21 protein-coding genes and 1 pseudogene are annotated in these 16,174 nt (G+C 50.3%); 6 read left to right on the top strand and 16 right to left on the bottom strand.

Features of this window, described 5'->3' with window-relative positions; translation table 11 throughout:
• From phoQ to OGX81_RS16160, 14 genes and pseudogenes are all read right to left on the bottom strand, one after another.
• Complete coding sequence (phoQ, locus tag OGX81_RS16225) at window positions 1-1,464, bottom strand: two-component system sensor histidine kinase PhoQ (protein ID WP_104868791.1); 1,464 nt, start codon at window positions 1,462-1,464, stop codon at window positions 1-3.
• Window positions 1,464-2,135 (bottom strand): two-component system response regulator PhoP, encoded by a 672-nt coding sequence (gene phoP / locus OGX81_RS16220; protein ID WP_024130426.1) that lies wholly within the window; start codon window positions 2,133-2,135, stop codon window positions 1,464-1,466. Before phoP ends, phoQ begins: the two co-directional genes overlap by 1 nt.
• A 73-nt stretch (window positions 2,136-2,208) precedes the next feature.
• On the bottom strand, window positions 2,209-3,495 hold the full coding sequence (locus OGX81_RS16215) for a site-specific integrase (RefSeq protein WP_286457236.1): 1,287 nt from the start codon (window positions 3,493-3,495) through the stop codon (window positions 2,209-2,211).
• Window positions 3,495-3,710 carry an excisionase family protein gene (gene xisR / locus OGX81_RS16210; protein ID WP_104868789.1) on the bottom strand — a complete coding sequence of 72 codons (216 nt, stop codon included), beginning with the start codon at window positions 3,708-3,710 and terminating at the stop codon, window positions 3,495-3,497. The genes OGX81_RS16215 and xisR overlap by 1 nt, the downstream gene beginning before the upstream one ends.
• Before the next feature lie 64 nt (window positions 3,711-3,774).
• On the bottom strand, window positions 3,775-4,014 hold the full coding sequence (locus OGX81_RS16205; RefSeq protein ID WP_060816002.1) for a DUF4060 family protein: 240 nt from the start codon (window positions 4,012-4,014) through the stop codon (window positions 3,775-3,777).
• A gap of 7 nt (window positions 4,015-4,021) precedes the next feature.
• Window positions 4,022-4,294 carry a preprotein translocase subunit YajC gene (yajC, locus tag OGX81_RS16200; RefSeq protein WP_286487616.1) on the bottom strand — a complete coding sequence of 91 codons (273 nt, stop codon included), beginning with the start codon at window positions 4,292-4,294 and terminating at the stop codon, window positions 4,022-4,024.
• Window positions 4,284-4,964, bottom strand: a complete 681-nt coding sequence (locus OGX81_RS16195; protein WP_286487615.1) for an ASCH domain-containing protein — start codon at window positions 4,962-4,964, stop codon at window positions 4,284-4,286. The genes yajC and OGX81_RS16195 overlap by 11 nt, the downstream gene beginning before the upstream one ends.
• Window positions 4,957-5,301, bottom strand: a complete 345-nt coding sequence (locus OGX81_RS16190; protein WP_286487614.1) for a hypothetical protein — start codon at window positions 5,299-5,301, stop codon at window positions 4,957-4,959. Before OGX81_RS16190 ends, OGX81_RS16195 begins: the two co-directional genes overlap by 8 nt.
• A 34-nt stretch (window positions 5,302-5,335) precedes the next feature.
• Window positions 5,336-6,495, bottom strand: a pseudogene (locus tag OGX81_RS16185) (RecT family recombinase).
• The gene (locus OGX81_RS16180; RefSeq protein ID WP_286487621.1) at window positions 6,458-9,451 is read right to left on the bottom strand and encodes a RecE family exodeoxyribonuclease; all 2,994 of its coding nucleotides are present in this window, start codon (window positions 9,449-9,451) and stop codon (window positions 6,458-6,460) included. The pseudogene OGX81_RS16185 and the gene OGX81_RS16180 overlap by 38 nt, the downstream one beginning before the upstream one ends.
• A 127-nt stretch (window positions 9,452-9,578) precedes the next feature.
• Window positions 9,579-9,932, bottom strand: coding sequence for a DNA breaking-rejoining protein (locus OGX81_RS16175; RefSeq protein WP_077956858.1), 354 nt, complete (start codon window positions 9,930-9,932; stop codon window positions 9,579-9,581).
• 21 nt (window positions 9,933-9,953) lie between these two features.
• Complete coding sequence (locus OGX81_RS16170) at window positions 9,954-10,112, bottom strand: YdaE family protein (RefSeq protein ID WP_012132778.1); 159 nt, start codon at window positions 10,110-10,112, stop codon at window positions 9,954-9,956.
• A gap of 9 nt (window positions 10,113-10,121) precedes the next feature.
• Window positions 10,122-10,307 (bottom strand): YdfD/YebW family protein, encoded by a 186-nt coding sequence (locus OGX81_RS16165; RefSeq protein ID WP_012132776.1) that lies wholly within the window; start codon window positions 10,305-10,307, stop codon window positions 10,122-10,124.
• A 120-nt stretch (window positions 10,308-10,427) separates the two neighbouring features.
• The gene (locus tag OGX81_RS16160) at window positions 10,428-10,799 is read right to left on the bottom strand and encodes a hypothetical protein (RefSeq protein ID WP_286487613.1); all 372 of its coding nucleotides are present in this window, start codon (window positions 10,797-10,799) and stop codon (window positions 10,428-10,430) included.
• Here OGX81_RS16160 and OGX81_RS16155 point away from each other — a divergent pair.
• Complete coding sequence (locus OGX81_RS16155; protein ID WP_104868784.1) at window positions 10,793-11,104, top strand: hypothetical protein; 312 nt, start codon at window positions 10,793-10,795, stop codon at window positions 11,102-11,104. The two genes, OGX81_RS16160 and OGX81_RS16155, sit on opposite strands and share 7 nt — an antisense overlap.
• Window positions 11,105-11,486: 382 nt before the next feature.
• Window positions 11,487-11,690, top strand: a complete 204-nt coding sequence (locus OGX81_RS16150) for a hypothetical protein (RefSeq protein ID WP_286457249.1) — start codon at window positions 11,487-11,489, stop codon at window positions 11,688-11,690.
• A 383-nt stretch (window positions 11,691-12,073) separates the two neighbouring features.
• Here OGX81_RS16150 and OGX81_RS16145 read toward each other — a convergent pair whose 3' ends face one another.
• A complete protein-coding gene (locus OGX81_RS16145) occupies window positions 12,074-12,982 on the bottom strand; it encodes a hypothetical protein (RefSeq protein ID WP_286487612.1) in 909 nt (302 codons plus the stop codon).
• A gap of 98 nt (window positions 12,983-13,080) precedes the next feature.
• Window positions 13,081-13,467 (bottom strand): helix-turn-helix domain-containing protein, encoded by a 387-nt coding sequence (locus OGX81_RS16140; protein ID WP_086512835.1) that lies wholly within the window; start codon window positions 13,465-13,467, stop codon window positions 13,081-13,083.
• 103 nt (window positions 13,468-13,570) lie between these two features.
• Between OGX81_RS16140 and OGX81_RS16135 the strand changes: the two genes are divergently transcribed.
• The 4 genes from OGX81_RS16135 to OGX81_RS16120 all read left to right on the top strand — a co-directional run bounded on the left by OGX81_RS16135 (window position 13,571) and on the right by OGX81_RS16120 (window position 16,163).
• On the top strand, window positions 13,571-13,804 hold the full coding sequence (locus OGX81_RS16135) for a transcriptional regulator (protein WP_135184444.1): 234 nt from the start codon (window positions 13,571-13,573) through the stop codon (window positions 13,802-13,804).
• A gap of 2 nt (window positions 13,805-13,806) precedes the next feature.
• A complete protein-coding gene (locus OGX81_RS16130; RefSeq protein WP_199971472.1) occupies window positions 13,807-14,343 on the top strand; it encodes a toxin YdaT domain-containing protein in 537 nt (178 codons plus the stop codon).
• Between the two features lie 186 nt (window positions 14,344-14,529).
• Window positions 14,530-15,471 carry a phage replication protein O gene (locus OGX81_RS16125; protein WP_502873609.1) on the top strand — a complete coding sequence of 314 codons (942 nt, stop codon included), beginning with the start codon at window positions 14,530-14,532 and terminating at the stop codon, window positions 15,469-15,471.
• Entirely contained in the window at window positions 15,468-16,163 is a 696-nt protein-coding gene (locus OGX81_RS16120) for a replication protein P (RefSeq protein WP_071258683.1), read from the top strand. The genes OGX81_RS16125 and OGX81_RS16120 overlap by 4 nt, the downstream gene beginning before the upstream one ends.
• Window positions 16,164-16,174: the final 11 nt, after the last annotated feature.

Genomic DNA, 16,174 nt, shown 5'->3' with positions numbered 1-16,174 from the left:
TCATTCATCGCGCTGAATCGGGTGCTGGCGACCAAAAATCACCTCCATCCGCGCTCCGCCGAGCAAACTGTCACCGGCGACGATCTTCCCGTCATATTGCTCAGTGATCTCACGGGCGACCGCCAGCCCCACGCCTTGCCCTGGTCGCAGGGTGTCAATGCGCTGACCGCGATCGAAAACCACATCACGCTTGCTTTGCGGAATGCCCGGGCCGTCGTCTTCTACCAGAATATGCAGATGCTCATCGGTCTGCCGGGCTGAAATTTCAACAAACTCCAGGCAGTATTTACAGGCGTTATCCAGCACGTTGCCCATCACTTCAACAAAGTCATTCTGCTCGCCGACGAAGCTGATTTCCGGCGAAATATCGAGGCTAATGTTGACCCCTTTACGCTGATACACCTTATTGAGCGCGCAGGTGAGATTGTCCAGTAACGGCGCTACGGGGTGCAGCTCGCGACTGAGTAACACGCCGCTTCCGCGCATGCTGGCGCGATGCAGGTAATAACCGATCTGCTGGGAGATACGGCTGATCTGTTCCAGCATGACCGGTTCGGCGTCGCTGACGCTCATTTTTTCGCTGCGCATTGAACGCAGGGTGCTCTGCAATACCGCCAGCGGCGTTTTCAGACTATGGGTGAGATCGGTTAACGTGGTGCGGTATTTATCATAACGTTCACGTTCGCTCTTTAGCAGCCGGTTGAGGTTGCGCACCAGGCTGGTCAGTTCCCGCGTGGTTTCCGGGTTGAGCATTTCTCGGTGGTGTTCTTCCAGCTCGCGCACTTCACGCGCCAGCGCTTCGATAGGGCGTAAACTCCACCACGCGGCGACCCAGAGCAACGGGATAACTAACAGCAGGTTTGCCGCCAGCACATAAATAAACCAGCTCCAGACCATATACGAGCGTTTCAGCTCGATGGGGATGGTATCGACAACCACTATCGTCAGTTGCGGCATCCGCGCGGTAGCCGGATAGACATTCACCGCCACGGAGTGGGTCATTTCCGCATCGTCGTCATCTTCCCGCACCTCTTTGAGCTGCTGTTGGGCGGAATGATCTTCACTTAGCAACGTGCTGGTGGCATTGACATCGGCTTCAATTTCATGAAAACCGTTGGCTTTCAGCCATTCCGGCTGGATACGTTTCTCCAGCCAGGGAACGTTGCGCTGCGCCCATAACAACTTGCCGTTCTCATCATAGATCAGTGTCATCGTGGGGCTTTGCATATCGAGATTTTCCGGGATCTCGATATTGATTTTATTGTTTTGCCATGACGCGAGGGTGTAGAAAAGGTTGCTCTCACCGCGTAACAGGCGAAAGGTTGTCTTATCAAAACTGACGCTATAGCCAACCAGCGCGACCATGCCGTAGGCCAGAGAGAGCACCAGCACAACGCCTGCCGTCGCCAGCAGAAAGCGCAGGCGCAGCGATAAAGGAAAAAGATGACGTAGTAATTTATTCATTAGCGCAGTTCGAACAGGTATCCCTGACCACGGACGGTGGTAATCACATCATCAGGATATCGCGCCTGAATTTTTTTGCGTAAGCGCCCCATCAATACATCAATGGTATGGCTTTCACGCAGTTCCGCATCCGGGTAGAGCTGTAGCATCAACGAATCTTTGCTGACGACTTTGCCATTATTGCGGATCAGCGTTTCCATAATGGTGTATTCAAACGCCGTCAGTTTTATCACTTCATCATTTACGGACAATTCACGGCGGGAGAGATCCACCTGAAAAGGCGGAATAGAGATAACCTGCGAGGCCAGACCGCTGTTGCGGCGCATTAACGCCTGCATACGCGCGACCACTTCTTCAATATGAAACGGTTTTGTCACGTAGTCGTCGGCGCCGGCGCTCAGCACTTCCACTTTATCCTGCCAGCCCTCACGGGCGGTTAATACCAGAACAGGAAGGGAAACGTCATTGCTGCGCCAGCGGCGGATCAGCGAAAGCCCGTCTTCATCCGGGAGGCCTAAATCGACGATGGCGATGTCCGGCAGATGCTCGTTAAGATAATAATCGGCTTCCTTTGCATCTTCTGCGTCATCAACCTGGTGCCCCAAATCCTGTAATTGAACCTTCAGGTGGTGGCGTAATAAGGCATTATCTTCGACAACCAGTACGCGCATCATCTTTTCTCCCTAAATTAACGGTATTAGTAGTTTAACGCTGATTGTGTGGATTGAAACCAGCGCTATGAAATTAAATGACTTTTTTCATACTCCCTCGCCCGTGGGGGCGTCCTGGGGGCAGTGCTGTCGGCATCTGATTGTTCAGCATGTTGACCTGTTCCTGGTTCATATCACCAATCCACTTGGAGTAAACCTCGTATACCATCCGCGCATCTTCATGCCCCATCTGACTGGCTATGAATGACGGGTTCGCTCCGGCCATCAGCGTCCAGCAGGCATATGTGTGACGCGACTGATATGGATTGCGCTCACGTATACCTGAAAGTTTAGTCCCACGCCTCCAGCCATACGAAATCGAGTCCTTGGAAAAGTAACCGCCTTTCGTTGACGAGTATGTTGTCGGTGAAAAAACGAAGCGAAGATATTGCTGCTCAGTTTTTCCGATCTCACGATGATGAAACTGAATTTCCTGTTTTGGACTGTTACCGGTGATTTCGTATTGCTCCAGCAGAGCATCATGAGCAGGTTTCAGCAACGTTATCGTCCTTATCCCGGCATCTGTTTTAGGGGGTACAAATACTCGCTTGTTCGTCAAATTTCTGGATACGTGGATTTCACCTTTTACCAAATCAATATCTTCCCATGCCAGTGCGCATATCTCGCCCGGCCTCATCCCTGTATGTACCGCAATAATGATGATTAATGCCTGGCTACGGGGAAGGGCGGCTATCAGTGCCTGGTACTCATGAAGTAAAAGTGGGTCGGGATCATTTTTAGATAACTTGAGTCTCGACACTCCTTCATAAGGAGCATGCAATATAAACTGGCTTCGGTTTGCAAGCTTCAGCATTTCTGATAAAACAGCCATCTGTTTATTGACTGTTGAGGGCGCGCGCCCATTTTTGATGCGGTTTGGCATTGAAGGGTTGAAAACTTCCCCGGTCAGGAGTTCTTTGCGGTAATTCAGAATATCTGCGTGCTGAATATCAACCAGGCGTGTGTTCTCACCCACTACTCGTTTCAGGGTGTTAACGACTGATGTGATGGATAGCAAAGTGGCTTCAGATACCTCCAGTGACTTTGTATCTGTAAAAAAATCACTCAGTTCTTTGAATGTGGAGATCCGTTTTGTGGACGAAAATTTCTTAAGAGCCTTTGATTCCGGGAAACGATCTGCGTAGTCGAACTTACCGAGTTGTATCTCACTCACAATTGCCGCGCGCAGATTGCCCGCTTTTTTAATGTTGCTACTGTTGACAACCCAACCCTGGAGAACTTCGCGGCAACGAATGCCGCGATAGATAAATGTGATCCTGATTTTTCCGTTATGCAGTTCAACACCAGTCGGGTATTTCATTAAGCATCCTGAACTAACTGATTAATCTTCGGGTAGTTGTACCAAAGCAGACCTTTAGAGTTGTCAGTCTGTCCAAGCGCAGTAAGGCGCTTGAAGTGAACACCTTCAACCCATAGCTTCAGGCGATAATTTTTAATTTGTCCTTCAGTAAGTCCTGTTCTTTCGGTAAGTCTGGACTCAACAACCCACTCTTCGTTAAAAATTACCTGTGACATGGTTCACCTCAGGTAACCGGCGCCAGTATAGATGCGCCGGTGTTGTGACATTGATAATTCGTTATCAGGCAATCTGCCCTGGCAGTGCGCGCAGTCGGCGCATACCTGTCATTGCGGTGGCTACATAGCTCTTGTGTCGGTTAACAACTTCTACCGTCACCTTCACGCCATCGACCGCCACGGTATAAGTGGTCTTTGTTTTCTGTCGGCCAAATTCCCCGTAAAGCTCAACATGCTTTGCCAGTGCTGCATCACATGCCCGACGCGCCAGCGGAGATTGTGTGCTTCGGTTTATCAATCGCATATTCACCTCACTTAATCAGGCCAAGCGTGTAATTAAGTTCATGAAGGCATTCTTTGTCGTACTCAAAGAAGTAGTCCCATCGCTCTTGATTGCGGTGCTCACGAACCATCGCCCAGCGCCAGCCATCGCCATCTAAAACGCGGCGAACCTTGCGTTTAACAACGGTATCAACATCGTAAATTACACCGTAATTAGCCCCGAACCCGTTACGCAAAACGTCAAGCTCAACGGTGATAACCCGGTATAATTTCGGAAGCTTTTTCAGTTCTTCAATGCGCATGATCACCCCCGTCGATCCGTCTGAATTCAATTACCCACACCCAGGGGTTGGACAGCCAAGATCCAACGCCGTAGATGGATTGCCATAACTCTGCAAAGTTGTCGTATGGCGTCCAAACCTCGCCGCCGCTATCAGGATCGGAGTATGTTGGCCGCCATCCGGTAAGCTCCATGCCTTCATCCTGCGCATCTTCTTGGCTGATATCGTTCAACCGCTCCACGCGTACGCTGGTGATTTCCAGCAGAATACGGGATGCCCAGCGCGGCATGTGTATGGATGGGCGCCAGCCATGACGGAGGTTATCGTCAAGATCACAGTATTCAGGCCTGGCGCCACCATCGGCGGCATATTCGCAGTATTGCGGCGTTTCGAACTTTTCAGGATAGGCTCGGTATTCCTCGAATAATTCCTCAGAAACAAGCGGCCCCTGGAATGTTTCCCGCACCCAGAGGCGGTCGCCGACAGCACCGAACGGGCAGAAGTGTGCCGTGGTGCTACCATGTTTATGCCTTAGCGAAGAACTCCACCCCACAACGTCTGGATTCGGGAAAGTCGCGCGAGAAATGTCATTTGCCGGTTGCGGGTTCATGACTCTGCGAGTCTGCGTCTTCCGGCCGTCGAGAATGGCGCGCACCATTTCGGCATTAAAAATCATTCCGCGCTCAGTCATTCCAGGCCTCCAGTTCGTTCTGGATTTCTTCATCGATCTCGTCGTTGGTGGCCTCTTCATTCAGGAAGTTGCGTGCTTCTTTGAGGTATTTTCCCCGGCGCAAGCGATACCAGAGAGAAAACTCATAGCTCCAGCAGTTCGGCGCGCCGTCATAGTCAAATTTGGCGTTGTTCTCAGCCATGCTCTCAACCATGTTGTAAGCAGTGTTGAGCGCCGCTTCGCGGATATACCCGCGCAGATCACGCTTGCGCCAGTACGGGTTTACTTTCGAATCGCAGAGTGGTTTAAACTCGACTTCCCAGCGGCGGATGCAGCGTGCGGTTAATGATTTGCTCATATCATTACCGGGAGGGCGAACCCTCCCGCCTCCCTTAGCCCACGTATTCCGGTTTCATGTCATCAAGGGTGATGCGGAACTGGTCGTACAGTTCATCGCCAAGATGACGTTTGGCAGCGCTGAGCGTACTTTCAGCTTTAGCGAACATCGCTGCGGCTTCTGGTTCGCCAGGGTTTGGAAGTGAGTTGATCACAGCCTCGACCTTGTTCTGCGCATCGACCTGGTAGTAACGTTTCACCGCCTTATTTTTCAGTTCGGTGTACAGGGCGGTTCCCAGCAACGCTTTCTGCGACTCAATATCAGCGCGGATAGCTTTGGCCTGGTCAACAGAGCTTGCTGTGTCAATGCGGTCGCGTAGGTCGTCGGCAACGGCATCAACGTTAGTTGCTGATTCCTGCGCGCTGGTCGTGGTGCTAACCTCGCCAGTGATTTCCTGTACGCTCATGCGCTGGACTGGCGCAGGGTTAATCTCGCGTTCTTCTCGCTGCTCAACTTCATCAGGGCTGTACACGCCGAGGATCACTTCCGGGCAGTACAGGCGAGCCCAATATTTAACGCCCAGATAGGCAATTTGCTGTTTAGGATTGGAAACCCACAGCGGGGAATTGCGGGTAACAACGCCGGAGAGGTAAAGAGGTTCCCCCCAGGTGATTTCGGATTCACCGCGCAGGATTGCGCCAACCTGGACGAACAGGCCGATCTCGTCCTCATCCGTCCAGCCACGAACGCGTTCAGTGACGGTGTACTTCCCGTTCTTCCCGGTTTTCTCGCGAGAAATCTCCTGCGTCCTGGTGCAGCGCTCCCAGTCGCCGCCGTAGCGGTAGTGAAAGCGCCCATGGATAGCGCTGGAACTGGCGATTACCGCGTTGACAAGCTGGGCCTCATACCCAAGAACGCCGTTTACCAGGTGGGTTTTCTGGGCTACAGCATACGGATTCATGCCCCATTGCATCGCCTGCATGACGATCGCCATGCAATCAGCTGGTTTGCCGGCAAGATGGGCCGGCACTGTCACCTGAGAATCTGCCATCAGGTTCGCAAATGCGGTCAACTGGCCCAATGCCTGAACGTTAAAGATCGCGTTGCTTGCAGAAATGGTGTTCGGAGCCTGCTGCTCAGTCGTGACAATGTTGGTGTTTTCCATGACAGTTCCCCCTTATGCCTGTGCGCGCAGTGCTTCAAGGCGGCGCACATCAAAATCGTTGAGTTCTTCGGCGTAATCTTCTGTAATCGGCGCCGGCCATTCGCCAGTGTCGAACCCGTTTGCTATGTCGCGCATTGCTTTGCGGTATTCCAGCATGCCGAGTTCAAGCAGTTCTTCGGATGCCTCGATAATGGCGATCCAGTGGTAGTTCTCGTCTTTATTGACGAATATCCAGAAAAACTGGTCCAGCGCTGCGGTTTCGCAGTACATGGCAGCGCTCAGGTGATAATCGCGATCGATGATTTCCCGGTGCAACTTCGCGCGCAGACCTTCCTGCTTGATATTCCACATGCTGATAGTCTTCAGGTCAGCGCCGATGCGCAGGCCGCCCATGTCGATTTCAAGGTCTGGCCGCACGCGGATTTCCAGCCCGGTTTCCTCATCAATACCGAAATAGCTCACTTCTACGGCGCGATTCGGATGCGTCAGCAGCTTCCCGGCGGTCGGGTGATTCAGCAGCGCTTTCTGGATGGCCTGCGCGGTGCTTAACTGCTGGCGGGTAACCAGGATTTTATCGCCGGGGTTTTCTCGCCAAGCGTCAAGCAGCTCGTCGGCAAACACTGTTTCAGGTTTGACGGATTTCACTGCCTGAATCAGATCCGCTTTGGTGCCGGATACTTTCAACAGCTGTGGCTTCTGTGCTTCCTGTGCAACGAGATCAGGATTGATGATCGCCAGTTGCTCAAGCAATGCGTCGCGGCTGCCGCTGGTTTTAACCGGCGCGGGCAGGGTGGCGTTGTATTCTTTGATGCAGGCCTTCATTGCCGCTGCTGTATGCTTAGTCCCGTTTTCGATGCGCTGGAACTCTTCCGGGAGTTGCTCATATGACGCATAGGACTCGTCAACGGATGCCCCAAGCGGGAACGGCGCGGGCAGGGTGGCGTTATGCGCATCCAGCAATGTTTTGATATCGTCAGCGGTGAGTAATGCCGGCAGGCTGGCGTTGTGTTCGTCGATAACCGAGCGGATCGTCGCTGTCGTCGTGAGCGCGCCTTCCGGGATTTCCGGTTCGATGCTGAACTCTTTTTCCAGTTGTTCAGGCTGTAACGCCAGCGCATGCACCAGATTCCCCATATCGAGAACTTTGGTGCGTTCTTTCTGGATGGTTTTGGATACGTGGCGCGCCTCGAAATACATCAGTGATACCCGGGCATCTTTAACCATCGTCGAACTGATGCCGTTGGCAGCGTGATACACTTCATTCGGGACACCTTCATAACGACCCGGCTCGAAGTATGACGGCCACTCCGGTGCTGGTTCATCCAGTTGCGTTTCCGGCGCATTTTGTTGCGCTTCTGGTTCAGAATGGTTTACTGAGTCGTCATTTTGGTGCGTTTCAGTCTGATTCTGGTTCAGAATGGCCTGCTCTCCGGCATCTGCTTCTTCACCATCCCCCAGATCACTTTCGCTTGTGAGCAGCGCATCACTAGTCTGTTCTTCATTACCGTCAGTTTCTTGAACCTGCACATCGCTGGTGGTCTCCGCTTCCTGTTTTGTGCCATGAGTTGAGGAGTTCTGCATTAAAGCGGACACGTCGAAAATGTCGTCTGCAACTTTTTTTACCAGTTCAGGTTGCTCGGTTTGCTGGCTTGTCTCTGTCTTCACCCATTTCGGATCATTTGGGTCACTGATACCCGGAACGAATTCACCGCGACCGGCGGCAAGCTGGCGTTCAACCTCTTCGCGGAGTAACTCAGGCGCAGAAGTGACCTTCTCGGGTGCCGGAGCCATCGGCATTGGCATTGATGAGCGACCGCAGGCGATATCAACGATCATTTCATCCGGGTGAGCGTGATCGGTTTCAGTCATGACACGATTGAGATACTCGCGATGACGGAAAGGAGATTTAAACAGTTCCTCTGGCGTTGTTTTTACCGTAGCGACATTGCAGGCGCGGGAGTAATCCATCCCACCAGGCATTTCTTCAAACAATTTGCAGGTCGCAATAAATTCATCGAGTACGTTATCTTCCCCTGAGCGGGAGAGATTCATAATGGCGTTGGCTTCAACATCGATCTCGAAGGAAGGGCTGTAAATATCGAACTCTTTGTTACGGGCGATCAGGCCAAGTGCTATTTCATATTCGAGCCCGGTTTTTGTCAGTGGAGTAAGACGGTCAGTCTTATTACCGCCACCGGCGTTCGCGCCAGATGGTGTGCGATTAATTTCAGATACACGATTACCTTTGCACCACTCTTTAACGAGCAGCCCGCGATCAATATGAGGGGTATCGAACCATGTTTTCAGAAACTGGATAACGCTTGCCAGCTCAGGGATTTTGTCATCGGCAGGAAACACGTTCTTAACGGCATTCACCACTTTATGGATGTCGTGTTCAATGGCCTTTTTGAATGGTTCAACATTCTCAGCCGCAAGTAAAAGGTTCTGGACATATGAGTTATCTGTGTCCATTTCGAGAGTGAGAATTGCTTTTTTCTGCTCTTCATCGACATGATAGAGATACTCGCCATCGCCAATATGTTGAGCCAGAACGCGATGACGGAAGGGCATTGTTGCCACAACGGTTAACTGAGGGTGTTCAGGTAGATCGCCATTGTCTTCAGTTGACGCCTGATCGTGCTGGATAATTTCGCCAGTTTCGGTATCAACACCATCAACGATACGCTGACGGGCGACGGCAACGGCCTCAGAAGAGGGCAGCGTAACACCGGGGATCTGTACCCAGGTCATGTTGTCTTTGCCGAGCTGGTAGAAATCGCAGAACGTTAAGCTGAGTTCGCCTTCCGGCGGCAGTTCGTTAACGACAGGGAAATTAGTGGCGACAGCTTTAAAATAATCTTTCAGCTTTGCGCCGGATTTAATCAGGAGATAATCCAGTGTGGCATTTGCCGATTCAAAATCATCACTGCACCAGAGAACCGCATCTTTTTGTCCTGATGATTTTTTTGCTTTGCGGACTAAAAATACAGGATTAGTTCCACTCATTGTTTTATCCTCACTTCGTGTAGAATGGAGGCGCCTTAATGGCACCTCGGTTTTACCAAGTAGAATGTCCGGTTCGCTTTGGTCGGTTAGACCGGACAGGGCAAGCCCACCTCGTGTGGGCTTTTGCTTAATGAACGGTGCTGAAAACTTTTTCTGAGTAATCGAGTTTGTAGCTGCGGTAGTTTCCAAACCCGGCGTTATCGCCATCACTTACTTTCACGGACAGCATTGAAATTGCCTCTACAGCACAAAGAGGACAGTCGAACTTGCCGAATACATAGCCACCGTCGAGAATGACCGTGACAGCACCCGTTTCGGCTGAATGAATAACGCCTGATACTTTCTTCTCGCAGTTGAATACAGCCAATTCTTTATTTACTGCTTTCAGGTTCATTTCAATTTTTACGATTTCCATAAAACTTCTCCGGTTGTTAAATTCAGGGTGTAAGAAGCCGCGCCAAATTAATGGCGAATTTTTTATTTCATATTTCAGGACTGCTGGTTAACTCTCGTGCGCCATCTGGTCGTATTCAGCGCATTGCTTTGAGCAGTATTCTTTTTCTTTGTTGGCAAGCCGGTTGCCATTGCGATAGAAAAGGATGCTCTTTACTTCTTTGCCTTCTTCAACGGGTTTGCGGCAGTAACCGCATTCTTTCTGCATTACCCCTCCTCAGATGCTTGCTGGCAGTTCTCCGTTGCGAATGATTCCCTCAACAGGCCAGCACTCACCATTAACCTTTTGCTCGACAGCTGCGGCCTGGCATTCCTGCTGGTTGTCATATACACCGAGGATCACATCCTGGAAGTCACCGTTGGTCATTGCGACCGTTAGTACCAGTGCGAATAGCGTCTCCATCAGTGAAGAGTCCTCCCGATAGCAAGTGCGTAAATACGTTTGGCTTCTTCCCAGTCTTTAATGCTGTGGTGAGCCACTGCGAAGGATGCCTTGCGCTGTGCCTCCCGGACTTGCTGCTGGTTAATCATTGCTATCCTCCAGATGCCCGTTATCGCGAAGCCAGCTAATGACCTCGTCAGGAGAAAGACAGTCCAGAATTTCCGGTAACTTGCTGTTGTTGTCAGCCCAGTCGATGTAATCCGGCAGGTCGATAGCAGCGAACAGCACATCGCTTTCGATTTCTTCCAGCACGTCATCCACTTCAACGCCGCGAATTTCAGCATTCACAAAATCGCGATAACCGCTGGTTGAAACGTCAACTCCCTGCGTCTTGAGATCTAAATCAATTTTCATTTTCCCTCCCCATTGTTGCGCCTGTCTTTTCACCACTTCAGGCTCGGTGGTGATATGCTGGTAGTTCTCACACAGCCAGCAAGGATATGAAAATGGCATCACGTCCAATCTGTGTTTTTTGGTTCAAGAACCAGGAACAGTATGATTCCTATAAAAAAGTACTAACTGATGCATGGGTATTACCTGAAAACTATCGGGATTGGCTTATCCGCTTTAATCAAATGGTTGAGCGTTACGAAAACAGCGGTATCCAAGTGATTAAAGTAGAGGCCGAGGCTGACGAGTTCGCTTCCTGGTGTCTTAGTAATGTTCGTGACACTAGTACCAAAAGCTGCAATGACTTCGCGGCTTTCATAGGCGGCAGCAAGGCGATCCGCGATAGTGAGCGTGATTGGGGATATTAGTAAGCAAACTCGATTATCAACCTTTGACACTTCAATCTTCATTTTCCCCACCTCTATTAGTTATGGCCCTGCATCAAATGATTACTCTTGATGCGGGGATTTACTGAATCTCTCTGCTCGTATCGCTGAGCTGGCGGAACGTTTGATACCTGCTGCGCGTTAACTCATCCACCTCATCACCATCTTCATACGCCTGGTGCGGCTACATTCGTGGGCGTCCTGCCTGGGTGGTCGTGTTGCTGTGAATTTATATTAAGCCTTAGACTTAACCAGTGTCAAGCTCAAGACTGAATTCATAGTTAAGTTTTAGGCTTATTTTTTTGACGAATGTATGGGAGTAGAGGATGCTTATGCTCACAAAAACGCCAAAGAGGATGGGTATATGTCAAACGATGATGAGTTTTTCGCGGAGATGCATCCGCAGATAGCGCAGGTGATCGGTATGGCTGTGATGCAGATTCTGGTTGAAGGGCGTGAGATCACAAAGGCAGAAATAATCGAGACGATTCAGGTTCTGTGGCAGGAGGAGCAGGTTGATCTTGCTGTTGAGTTAGCGCTGGATGTACTAATGCTGCCAAAAGAATAGGGCAAAAAAAAAGCCCGGAACGTGTCGTAATCCGGGCTGTAAGTCGGATATATGGTGCTGTTATTTCTTGTTCATGCACCATAACAGAGCTCGTCTGACCGGAGTGTGTTGTCGCGCATGTTTCAGGGAAAAGACCCCTGCAAAATTCACCAGGCCAGCATAACCAGTGAAATCGCGGCGACCATAACAACAGTTACCAAGCATACTATCAGATACTCTCTCATTATTTTCCAACTGATCATTTGCATCATATATCAACAAGGATAGCCTGATTAAGTAGATGTAGCGTGCATGGCTACGAAACAGGCAAGGGTGCAAAGAGGGATGCGACGGAGTTCGTGAGGAAAGGGCAATAAAAACCCGGCGCGGTGGCCGGGTTAATTTCATTCCGCGATTAATTTGCTTAAAAATATTTCTGTTGGCTTGTATGCTTCGCCTTTAGATGACGTAAGTTTATAAGTAATGGTTACATCAGCGCGGAAGGCGAATTTATGGGATAGGTCTTCTGGTTTAATCCCGGGTGCCAAAACTAGTTTTACCCTTCGATCAACTAAGCCAGGAATCACGGCAGCCCATCCCTTTGTCGGATTGTCGAGATCAAGAGCTCTTATCTCAAGGTCAACATCGTAATGGTCTCGAGTATATGTATCAGCTTCAAAACTAACCTCGGTTGGTGTTTTAGAGATTAAATCTGAAGGTATTGTTACGGAAGCGTTATCGCTGCCTATCATTAATGTTGCATTTTCGTCATTTCGCGCTGGAGATAAAATTTTGACAGCACCTTTGGCAGCGGTTTTTTTATCAACTAATGTACTATTGAGCACCGACTGTATTCTTTCAGGTGAAATGTTAGTTTCGCCAGCACCTATGTTAATGATTATATTATTATTTGCTTCGAAGTGGGAGGCATTATTGGGTGCCATGTTTTTGACGGCTAAATACATACCCGTGGCGAGTACACCTGCTATAACCGTCCAAACTAAGGCGCTACGCATTTTTCCTTCTCCGATGTACCTTTCATGCGCATTTTCGAGAAATTTATCAAAATTCTCTTCATTGCCAAAACCTAACTTGATAAGAATTTTTTCAGTTAGGCTCCCGACTTCTAACTTTTGAACCCTAACTTCAATATCCAGGATATCACTTCCAGTTAGCTCTGCAAGGACTCCTTTAGATTGTTTGATAATAGCTTCCCAGCCTTGAAGAGACTCAATGATTTCTTTAATGCTGGGGTTATTACCTATTGAATAATAAATGTTTTCAGTGAATTCTAATTGATAAGGTGCTTCCATTACCATTCCCACTATTAAATTTTATTTAAGTTTTCTACCCAGAGGTGGTTCGTATGGCCTATGTGCAATACCCAGCCTTATAAGCTCTCCGTGGGGAGTTATTCCGCATCACCCTTAATCCGCCGCCCCATATACTTGGCGTACAACTCGTCGAGTTCCTTCAGGCGCAGAGATACGATCCGCAACATGTTCTGCTGCTCTTCTTCTGGCAACTGGCGATAGAGCTCGAGTAGGCGCTGTTCGTCAGGCTTAAGACCGTCCTTCTCTCCAACATCCTCACCAAGTAGCCAGGGAACTGATACGCCAGCAGCATCTGCAACCGCTAATGCAGAACTTTTGCTAATAACACCTTTTTTGAACCAGCCGTTTACGGATTGCGGGGTAATCCCCGCAACCCTTGCCATATCAGATTTTGTCATCCCTCGTTGCGTCAGTTCTGTCAAACGCTCGATGAGAATCGGGTTAAGTATTTTTTTCTCAGCCATATCAGAAGAATAAGCCTTTTGCTTATAAATTAAAATTCGCTCAGGACTTGATCTTTTGTTAAGTCTTAGGCTTAATTTATTTGTGAATCTAGTGGAGATACTCATGAACGGATTAGAAAAGGCCATTCAGAAAGCTGGCACTGCCAGCAACTTAGCCGCAAAGCTAGGCATTAAACCGATGTCGGTTAGTCGCTGGAAAACACGATACAAGGGCGTCGTGCCAGCCGATCGTGTTTTACCAATTTTCAACGCAACTGGTGTTACCCCCCATGAATTGCGCCCTGATCTGTATCCGAACCCCACGGACGGATTACCAGCGCAGGATGCGAGGGCGTAACCGTGCATTCAATTTCATTTCAACAAAATACCGGGTTTCCTCCGGCCACGATGATAAATCGCAATCAGCCTGATCCGGCGGATAAGCATGACCAGATTCGGGCTGCCGTTCGTGCGTGGTCGGCATCGCTGGACAACCAGGACGTAGTCGCCGGGATCATCGTTGAAGAATGGGAACGGCAGGGCGGCGCCGGGCTGGATTTTCCTGACGACCTGAGCCGTAAGCGGCAGAAGCTTTTCCGCTGGCTGGACAGCGATACCGGATATGCGCGCGAAAACATCCGCCAGCTGACTCCGGCAATCCTGGCTGTTTTGCCGCTGGAATTTCGTGACCGACTGGCACCGCAGAACGACACCATGTCGCTACTTGCTTCAGCAATGAAAGAGTGTGTTGAAGCAAAGCAGGCCGTCCTTTTGGACGCTCCAGAGCATCAGAAACTGAAGGAGGTAAGCGAAGGAATAGCGTCACTGTTCCGTCTCATGCCTGAGCAATACAGCGTGCTGATGAACCTAGTGACTTCAATGCTGGGGGGAATATGAATACCTCAGAAAGGGTGAAGGCCGCTGTGCTCCAACACAGACGGCCCTCGGGTGCAATTCGTTGCGTACTCATTGCGAGATCATTATGACAAAGAGTTTTTCAAAACACCAGGCAAGGGAGGCATAGCTATGTCGAATGTCGCCTACGCCGATTTTGCGGCGCGTACCGCCGTCAGGAGCAACCGGATGGAAAACCAGAAGACCGGATTCATCCCGTTGTACCGGAGTGTACTCAAGCAGCCTTGGTCAGAAGATGTTTACCTGCGTACGTTGTGGGATAACCTGCTTTTGGGCGCTGCCAGCCAGCCATACACAGCGAGCTTTAAAGGTCGCCAATGGCCGCTACAAACCGGACAACTGGTGACCACGGCGGCCGATCTGGGCCTGAAACTACGTGACAGAAAAGGCAACCCAACAAGCCGTGATGCTGTTGAGAGAATGCTGACATTTTTTGTGCGCGAAGGGATGATTTCCATTGAGGGGGAACGGCAAAGAGGGCGTGTGATCACGATCTCAAATTATGCCGAATATGCTCAAAAAATGGACAATTTACCCGCACAAACTTCCGCACATACCAGTGCACATATGACCGCACATGGCGAAGCCAGTAACTGCGCGGGTTTGGCGGCAGGTAGCGCACATGAAAGCGCACATACATCCGCACAAACAAGCGCACATCATGAACAATATATATTAAATACTAACGTATTTAATGTACGTCAGAGAATTTCCAAAGTTGTTCCTGATGCAGCAGTCCAGACTCCGAAAGGTGACAAATGGGGGACATCTGACGATCTCCGCTGCGCAGAGTGGATGCTGGCACTGCGTGACATCACCAAACCATCCCTGAAAAAACCGAACATGGCTGGCTGGGCGAATGACATACGCCTGATGCGCCAGCTGGACGGACGCACCCACAAAGAGATTTGTGAGTTGTTCAGATGGGCCTGCAAAGACTCGTTCTGGTACAAAAATATTCTCTCCCCCGCAAAGCTCCGTGCCAAGTGGGACACGTTAACCCTTCACCGTGAAGACACTACCCGCAAGCCACGCGCAGATGTCAGCGCAAGCAAATCCGAAACCGGCCCGCACTGGAACAGTGCTGAAGCATGGGAGAAATTTTTATGACCCCGGATCTTTATCGTGCAATTCAGAATCGCGACAGCGAAATGCTATCGCGCATGGCTGGAGATTCTTACGACGGACGTAAGGTTGTTAACAGTGACGCTGAAAAGCTGGTGGATATGCTTTTTGAAAATCTCATGCAGGTATTTCCGGCATCCACTCAGACGAACCTACGTACTGGCGATGATATTCGCGTTGCAAAGCAGCAATGGATCGCCGCTTTTGCTGAGTCAGGCATCACCTCCCGTGAGCAACTTTCCGCCGGAATGCAGAAAGCCCGATCCAGTCAGTCACCGTTCTGGCCGTCGCCGGGTCAGTTTATTTCGTGGTGCCGTGAGGGGAGTGGCGCGCTGGGAGTCAGTGTGGACGACATCATGAGCGAATACTGGCGCTGGCGGAAACTTGTTTTTCGCTATCCGACGAGTGAGCAGTTCCCCTGGAGGGATAAAAACCCTCTGTATTACCACGTCTGCCTGGAGTTGCGCCGTCGTGGAACGGAGGGGCAACTCAGCGAAAAGGAACTTATCCGGGCTGCTGGCGACATCCTGCATGACTGGGAAAAACGCACTCTTGCTGGCAAGCCCATACCACCTGTTCGTCGCGCTATAGCCGCGCCTTCGCAGGATCGTGGGCCAACACCAGCCGAGCTGTTAATGGCGAAGTACAAGCAGCGTAAAGACGCCGGGCTGATTTAACAGGAGGGAGA

This window comes from Citrobacter sp. CK206, assembly GCF_030333125.1.
Lineage (GTDB): Bacteria > Pseudomonadota > Gammaproteobacteria > Enterobacterales > Enterobacteriaceae > Citrobacter_B > Citrobacter_B koseri.
Note: the sequence above shows the minus strand (reverse complement) of the source record. Positions and strands in the feature narration are given on the sequence as shown.

Bases quoted from the DNA above. Each gene is read 5' to 3' on its own strand.
- phoQ (WP_104868791.1), bottom strand. From the start codon at position 1,464: ATGAATAAATTACTACGTCATCTTTTTCCTTTATCGCTGCGCCTGCGC.
- phoP (WP_024130426.1), bottom strand. From the start codon at position 2,135: ATGCGCGTACTGGTTGTCGAAGATAATGCCTTATTACGCCACCACCTG.
- OGX81_RS16215 (WP_286457236.1), bottom strand. From the start codon at position 3,495: ATGAAATACCCGACTGGTGTTGAACTGCATAACGGAAAAATCAGGATC.
- xisR (WP_104868789.1), bottom strand. From the start codon at position 3,710: ATGTCACAGGTAATTTTTAACGAAGAGTGGGTTGTTGAGTCCAGACTT.
- OGX81_RS16205 (WP_060816002.1), bottom strand. From the start codon at position 4,014: ATGCGATTGATAAACCGAAGCACACAATCTCCGCTGGCGCGTCGGGCA.
- yajC (WP_286487616.1), bottom strand. From the start codon at position 4,294: ATGCGCATTGAAGAACTGAAAAAGCTTCCGAAATTATACCGGGTTATC.
- OGX81_RS16195 (WP_286487615.1), bottom strand. From the start codon at position 4,964: ATGACTGAGCGCGGAATGATTTTTAATGCCGAAATGGTGCGCGCCATT.
- OGX81_RS16190 (WP_286487614.1), bottom strand. From the start codon at position 5,301: ATGAGCAAATCATTAACCGCACGCTGCATCCGCCGCTGGGAAGTCGAG.
- OGX81_RS16180 (WP_286487621.1), bottom strand. From the start codon at position 9,451: ATGAGTGGAACTAATCCTGTATTTTTAGTCCGCAAAGCAAAAAAATCA.
- OGX81_RS16170 (WP_012132778.1), bottom strand. From the start codon at position 10,112: ATGCAGAAAGAATGCGGTTACTGCCGCAAACCCGTTGAAGAAGGCAAA.
- OGX81_RS16165 (WP_012132776.1), bottom strand. From the start codon at position 10,307: ATGGAGACGCTATTCGCACTGGTACTAACGGTCGCAATGACCAACGGT.
- OGX81_RS16155 (WP_104868784.1), top strand. From the start codon at position 10,793: ATGGCATCACGTCCAATCTGTGTTTTTTGGTTCAAGAACCAGGAACAG.
- OGX81_RS16160 (WP_286487613.1), bottom strand. From the start codon at position 10,799: ATGCCATTTTCATATCCTTGCTGGCTGTGTGAGAACTACCAGCATATC.
- OGX81_RS16150 (WP_286457249.1), top strand. From the start codon at position 11,487: ATGTCAAACGATGATGAGTTTTTCGCGGAGATGCATCCGCAGATAGCG.
- OGX81_RS16145 (WP_286487612.1), bottom strand. From the start codon at position 12,982: ATGGAAGCACCTTATCAATTAGAATTCACTGAAAACATTTATTATTCA.
- OGX81_RS16140 (WP_086512835.1), bottom strand. From the start codon at position 13,467: ATGGCTGAGAAAAAAATACTTAACCCGATTCTCATCGAGCGTTTGACA.
- OGX81_RS16135 (WP_135184444.1), top strand. From the start codon at position 13,571: ATGAACGGATTAGAAAAGGCCATTCAGAAAGCTGGCACTGCCAGCAAC.
- OGX81_RS16125 (WP_502873609.1), top strand. From the start codon at position 14,530: ATGGAAAACCAGAAGACCGGATTCATCCCGTTGTACCGGAGTGTACTC.
- OGX81_RS16120 (WP_071258683.1), top strand. From the start codon at position 15,468: ATGACCCCGGATCTTTATCGTGCAATTCAGAATCGCGACAGCGAAATG.